The 6,552-nt window shown below is 72.2% G+C and carries 5 protein-coding genes; 3 read left to right on the top strand and 2 right to left on the bottom strand.

Annotated elements, in window-relative coordinates:
- From AOK23_RS42710 to AOK23_RS42720, 3 genes are all read left to right on the top strand, one after another.
- On the top strand, nucleotides 1-2,236 hold a 2,236-nt coding region (locus AOK23_RS42710), incomplete at its 5' end, for an ATP-binding protein (RefSeq protein ID WP_055717753.1).
- Between the two features lie 217 nt (nucleotides 2,237-2,453).
- Entirely contained in the window at nucleotides 2,454-2,864 is a 411-nt protein-coding gene (locus tag AOK23_RS42715) for an ATP-binding protein (RefSeq protein ID WP_055717757.1), read from the top strand.
- Nucleotides 2,865-3,059: 195 nt separating this feature from the next.
- A complete protein-coding gene (locus tag AOK23_RS42720) occupies nucleotides 3,060-4,370 on the top strand; it encodes an Nramp family divalent metal transporter (protein WP_055717754.1) in 1,311 nt (436 codons plus the stop codon).
- Between the two features lie 100 nt (nucleotides 4,371-4,470).
- Here AOK23_RS42720 and AOK23_RS42725 read toward each other — a convergent pair whose 3' ends face one another.
- The gene (locus tag AOK23_RS42725) at nucleotides 4,471-5,733 is read right to left on the bottom strand and encodes a hypothetical protein (protein ID WP_055717755.1); all 1,263 of its coding nucleotides are present in this window, start codon (nucleotides 5,731-5,733) and stop codon (nucleotides 4,471-4,473) included.
- 89 nt (nucleotides 5,734-5,822) lie between these two features.
- A complete protein-coding gene (locus AOK23_RS42730) occupies nucleotides 5,823-6,332 on the bottom strand; it encodes a SigE family RNA polymerase sigma factor (protein WP_055717756.1) in 510 nt (169 codons plus the stop codon).
- Nucleotides 6,333-6,552 lie beyond the last annotated feature (220 nt).

Consider the following 6,552-nt stretch of genomic DNA (forward strand, 5'->3'; position numbering starts at 1 on the left):
CGCCGAGGCGCTCGGTCTGCCCGATCCGCTCCCGGCGCACGCCCCGCTCGACACGATCGTCCGGCACGTACGCGACCGCCGTCTCCTCCTGGTCCTCGACAACTGCGAACACCTGCTGCCCGCCTGCGCCGACCTCGTCGCCGCCCTGCTGCGTGGCACCACCGGGGTCCGGATCCTCGCCACGAGCCGTCACCGCCTGGCGCTCACCGAGGAACACCTCCTGGAGGTGCGCCCCCTCCCGGTGCCCGACCCCGACGGCGACCTCTCCGACCCCGCCGCGCACCCGGCCCTCGCCCTGTTCGCCGACCGTGCCGCCGCCGTGGTCCCGGGCTTCACGCTCTCCCCGGCGAACCGCGCCTCCGTGGCCCGCCTCTGCCACCGTCTCGACGGCCTCCCGCTCGCCATCGAACTCGCCGCCGTCCGGCTGCGCGTCCTCGGCGTCGACCAACTCCTGGAACGCCTCGACGACCGCTACCGCCTCCTCGCCGCCGCCGGCCCCGGAGTCCAGCCCCGCCACCGGACGCTGCGCGCGGCCGTCGACTGGAGCCATGACCTCTGCACCCCCGAGGAACGCTCCGTCTGGGCCCGCGCCTCCGTCCTGACCGGCAGCTTCGACCTGGAGACCGCGGAAAGCGTGTGCGCGGACGCCGAGACGGACACCAGCACCGGCGGCGCGAGCGCGGACACAGGCGCAGACAATGACTTCGGCAGCGGCAGCGGCAGCGGCACCGGCACCGGCACCGGCACCGATGTCGCCCCCTCCCTCCGCACCCCGTACGTCGTCCTCGAAGCCGTCGCCGGGCTCGTCGACAAGTCCGTGCTGGCCCGTGAGGAGCACTGGAGCGGCACCGTCCGCTACCGCCTCCTCGACGGCCTCCGCCACTACGGCCTCGACCTGCTGCGCCGTACCCCGGGCGCGGAGGCCGACGCCCGGCGCCGCCACCGCGACTGGACGCAGCGCCGGGTGGCGGCGTACGAGCGGGCCTGGTTCGGGCCGGGCCAGCGGGAGATCGCCGCGCGGCTCCGCGCCGACCAGGACAACCTGCGTACGGCGCTCGAGTTCAGCCTCACCACCCCCGGCGAGGCCCTGGCCGGGCTGCGGCTCGCGGGCAGCCTGTGGTTCCACTGGTACGCCTGCGGGGCACCGGGTGAGGGCCTGCACTGGCTGGAGCGCGCCTTGGACGCCAACCCCGAGCCGACCCTCGAACGCGCCCGCGCCCTGTGGGTCGCGGCCCTCCTCCTGACCGCCGTCGGCGAGGACACCTCCCGAGCCCGCCAACTGGCCGCGGACTCCCGCGAACTGGCCCTCGGCCTCACCCCCAACCCCAACCTCCGCCGCTCGGCTGCGCAGTCCGCCCCCGCCGAAGCCGCCCACGCCGAGTACGTCCTCGGCCTGACCCTGCTGTCCGGTGACGACCCCACCCGTGCCGTCGCCCACTACGACTCCGTCCTCGCAGGGGTCCCCGCCACCGGCCACCTGCCGGCCCTCGCCGCACTGGACCAGGTGCAACTCGCCCACGCCCTCGTCCCCTTGGGACAGACCGACCGTGCCGTGGTGCTCTGCGAGCAGACCCTGCGGCGCTGTGAACGGCACGGTGAGGACTGGGTGCGGTCCTCCGCGCTACGGGCCCTGGCGCACGCGTACACCGCACGGAAGCAGTGGCACCGCGCCGAGTCGCACGCCCGTGAGGCGCTGCGCCGCGGGCTCGCCCTCCATGACGTGGTCGGTGTCGCCCTCTGCCTCGACCTGCTGATCGACATCACCACCGCCCTCGGCGCCCGCGAACGCGCCGCCGTCCTCCTCGGCGGCACGGACCGCCTTCGGGCCGCCAACCCCTGGCCGGGCACGCCGAGTTCGGGCCGCCGGGACGGCGAGCGCGCCCCCTGCCGGGACAGCGAGGCCCACCTGCGCCGGTCCCTCGGCCGGGGCCCGTTCGAGCGGGCGTACCGGCGCGGCGGCACCCTGGGCCTCGACGAGCTGGTGTCGTACGCGCTCCAGCAGGAACCCCCGCAGACCGTGCCCGAGACCCCGGTGCCGCTCACCGCCCGGGAGACCGAGGTTGCCCTGCTCGTCGCCGAGGGGCTCGCCAACCAGCAGATCGCGGACCGCCTGGTCATCGCCCGCCGTACCGCGGAGGGCCATGTCGAGCGGATCCTCGGCAAGCTCGGCTTCCACAACCGCAGCCAGATCGCCGCCTGGGCCACCACCCAGGGCTTCGCCGCGGAGCGGTCCTGAACGTTACCCACGTATGGGTTCGTACATGCCCATCAGCCTTGTACAGCGGCAATTACGGACGTACTGGGGCGTGAAACAGGTATATGCACACAGGGAAACGGGTAATCCTCCCCGTGTGCCGCACCCCCGGTGGGGCAACCCTGGAAGCATGCTGCAACTCTCGGGGGGCCTCCTTCCGGATTCCGGCCCCCACTTCGCCTCGTACTTCCAACCCTCCATGGGCGCGGGTCATCTGAGTGTCGAGTACGACCCCCGTCCGACCGCCGCGGCCGAGGCCCGTGCGGAGGTCCGCAGGCAGTTGGAGGGATGGGGACTGCTCGACCAGACCGATGTCGCGGAGCTGCTGGTGAGCGAACTCGTCACCAACGCCCTGGTGCACGCGGAGAGCCGTCTGAAGCTGACGCTGACCGCGGCGCACGGCGTCCTGCGCTGCGAGGTGTCGGACACCGACGGGCGCCCGCCCCGGGTGCGACGTGTCACGGAAATATCGGAGAGCGGCAGAGGGATGTTCCTGGTGGAGGCGCTCGCCGGGCGCTGGGGCTGCCACCAGGACGGGCCGGGCAAGACCGTGTGGTTCGAGCTCGGCACGTGCGGGTCCGCCGGCTGTGGTCGGCGACAGCCGGTGTAGCCCGCGGAGTTCCGGGCAGCGGCCTCGTCAGCCGCCCCGGAACCACAGCCCGGGCCCCGGCGGCTGGTCCAGCCGCCGGGGCCCGTTCCACGTCACGGCCCCCGCCCACCGCCTCCGCGACTCCGGCAACACCCCCGTTTTCCTTCACCGCACGCCCTCTTGTGCCCGCCCCGGCTTTACGCTTTCTTGATCCGCATGGCTGACACCACGGACAACACAGCTACCGGGGGAGCGACTTCGGCCCCGCGCAAGTCCAGTTGGAAGTACATCGGCCCCGGCATCGTCGTCGCCGCGACCGGCGTCGGCGCCGGCGACCTCGTGGCGACCCTGATCGCCGGCAGCAACTTCGGCTACACCCTGCTGTGGGCGGCCGTCATCGGCTGCCTCGTCAAGATCTCCCTCGCCGAGGCCGCCGGCCGCTGGCACCTGGCCACCGGCCGCACCCTCTTCGACGGCTGGGCGAGCCTCGGCCGCTGGACGACCTGGTTCTTCGTCGTCTACGTGGTGATCTGGGGCTTCGCGTACGGCGCGGCCGCCATGTCGTCCAGCGCCCTGCCCCTGCAGGCGCTGTTCCCGGACGTCATGGACCTCGAATGGTGGGCCATCCTGTGCGGCCTGTCCGGTCTGGTCTTCGTCTGGTTCAACAAGTACGCCGTCTTCGAGAAGGTCATGACGGTCCTCGTGGGCGTCATGTTCGTGGTGACGGTCTATCTGGCGATCCGGGTCACCCCGAACCTCCCCGAGGCGTTCGCGGGCCTCCTCCCCGTCCTGCCCGACGAGAAGGACTCCATCCTCAACACCCTCGGCCTCATCGGCGGCGTCGGCGGCACCATCACGCTGGCCGCATACGGCTACTGGGTCAACGCCAAGGGATGGACCGACGCCGGCTGGATGAAGATCATGCGCCTCGACAACCGGGTCGCGTACGCCACCACCGGCATCTTCGTCATCGCGATGCTCTTCGTCGGCGCCGAACTGCTGCACTCCGCGAACGTCGCCATCGCGAGCGGCGACAAGGGCCTCATCCAGCTCGGCGGCATCCTGGAGGACGAGTACGGCCCGGCCACCGCCAAGTTCTTCCTGATCGGCTTCTTCGCCACCTCGTACACCTCCCTCATCGGCGTCTGGCACGGTGTGAGCCTGATGTTCGCCGACTTCGTCGCCCGCTATCAGAAGAAGGGCGCGGTGAAGGGCGAGGAGGTCGCCTCCGGTGAGCGCGAACGGTCCTGGCCGTTCCGCGCGTACCTGCTCTGGCTGACCTTCCCGCCCATCGTCCTGCTCTTCCAGGGCCAGCCGTTCCGCCTGATCATCCTCTACGGCGTCCTCGGCGCGGCCTTCCTGCCCTTCCTCGCCGCCACCCTCGTCTGGCTCCTCAACTCCTCCCGCACACCACGCGAATGGCGCAACGGGATGGTCAGCAACGCGATGCTGGTGATCGCGGGCCTGCTGTTCCTGGTGCTGTGCGTGAAGCAGATCTGGGACCAGAACTGGGCGGACTTCTTCTGACCGCGGCGCAGCGGCGTGGGGCGGGGCGGGGCGAGGCCGTGTCCTCCCTGTGCCCCCGCCCCCGCCCCAGCCCCTGCCGCGCGCGGTCGCCGGCCGGTGATCAGCCGATCCCGGCCCACTCGTCGCTGGTGGCGACGGCCTTCAGCTGGGCCATGGTGAGAGCGGGGGTGTCGCGGGTCGCGGCGGTGTGCTGGGCACCGGAGTTGAAGGCACTGACCGTCACACGGGTGCCGTCGGGCCGCAGCGTGTCCACCGTCCACACCACCACGTCCTTGCCGCCCTTCTCGCCGGGCCCCTGCCGGGTGACGACCTTCGTCCCGTCGGGCAGGGTCTCGGCGTCGGGCCCGAACAGCGAGGTCGGCCCGCCCAGTTGCACGTTGGCCTGCACCAGGCTGCGCCCCTCGCCGTCGTCGAGGACGACATACGCGAAGTCGGTGCGCTCGGCGCCGTCGAGGACGACCTCGAGGTCCTTCGGCACGAGCCCGACCAGCGTCGCCCGGATCGCGTCACCGCCGACCAGCGGCGGTTCGGCGGACCCGGGGGAGGGGTCCTTGCTCGGCGAGTGCTCGGCCCGGTCGTCGGGCATGGCCTCGATGGCCTTGATCCAGTACGGGTGCGTCGCGATCTCCGCCAGCTCGGACCAGGGCAGGGGCGGTGCCTTCCGGGTGACCGGGGCGCCCTTCTCGACGGGCGCGTTCCACTCCGAGACGGTCACGAAGTAGCCCTGCGGGGTGACCACATTGGCGAGCCAGAGCCTCGCGTTCTCGCGCCGGCCCGCGAACGTGTACCCCTGGTGGACCATGAGCGTCGAGCCGTCCTCCAGCTTGTTCGAGCGGCAGGCGTCGTAGTTGCCCTGGTTGGTGTCCGGGCACTGTGTCGCGTGAAGGGCCTCGTCGCTGCGCGGATCGATCCGCGAGAGCCCGACCTGTACGGCCGCCGCGCCCTTGCCGTCGTCGTACACGACCCGCGCGTACGGCCCCTCCTTCGTGCCCGTGCCGCGACCCTGCGCGTCGCTGAACTCCCCTTCCGGCATCAGCCGCTTGAGCGTACGGACGAGATCGGCGCCGGACACCTTCCCGTCGTCGTCCCGCGGCGCGTCCGAGGCGGCCACGGACACCGTGCCGTCGGGGCCGCCCCCGCCGCCCGGCAGCAGCAGCGCGCCGCCCACGCCGACGAGCGCGATCCCCGCCACCCCGCCGAGTACCGCGGCCCGCCGCCGGAACAGCAGCCGCCGACCGCGTGTGGCGCCACCGCCGACGAGGGCGTGCCCGTCGGCGACGAAGGAGTCCCCCGCTCGGCGCAGGGCGTCACCGATCCGGCCCTCGAAGGGGTCGTCGTGCTGCTGACGCTGGTCTACGGGCATGGCGCACCGCCGTTTCTGTGGCTCGAGTGGGGCAGTCTCTGGGGCTGAAGTGGGGCGTGGTGGACCTGGGAGTGGTGCGGCTCGGGGCCTCAGGGAGTGACGTACTCACCGATGCCGTCCCCGAGGAGGAGACGCAGCCGGGCGAGGGCGCGGACGCAGCGCGTCCGTACCGCCGCCGAGCTGGCGTTCATCGCCGCGGCGGTCTCCTCGATGGACCGGTCCTCCCAGTACCGCAGGACCACCACGGCCCGGTCCTTGGCGGGCAGTTGGGCGAGCGCCTCCACGAGCGTGAGCCGCAGCGAGGAGTCGGAACCGGGCGCGGCGGGCACGTCCGGAATCACATCGGTGGCCCGCTCCCTGCTACTGCGCCGCCGCTGATGGGCGAGGAACACCCTGGTCAGCACGGTCTGCGCGTACCCGGCGGGGTTGTCGGCCCGCCGTACCCGCCCCCACTTCACGTACAACCGCCCGAAGGTCTCCTGCACGAGGTCCTCGGCGAGGTGTGTGTCCCCGCCGGTGAGCAGACACGCGGACCGGTACAGATGCCCCGCGCGCGCCGCCGCGAACTCCTGGTACTCGTCCGCGCGGACTGATCTCATCTCTGGCTTCCCCCTGCCGGGCTCGTCGGCCTGTCACTCCTTTGATGCGGTGACCCCCGGGGAATGTTTCACCGAAGGCAGAGGGATACGGTGCGGTACGAGTCACACCGACGGGGCAGAAGGACGAACACCCATGGACCAGCCGGAACAGGACCACGAGGCGGCGCAGCAGCAGCGGGAGCCGCAGGGTCAGCCGTGGGCGCCGCCTCGTGGTCCTGTT

It is taken from the genome of Streptomyces torulosus (assembly GCF_001419765.1).
GTDB lineage: Bacteria > Actinomycetota > Actinomycetes > Streptomycetales > Streptomycetaceae > Streptomyces > Streptomyces torulosus.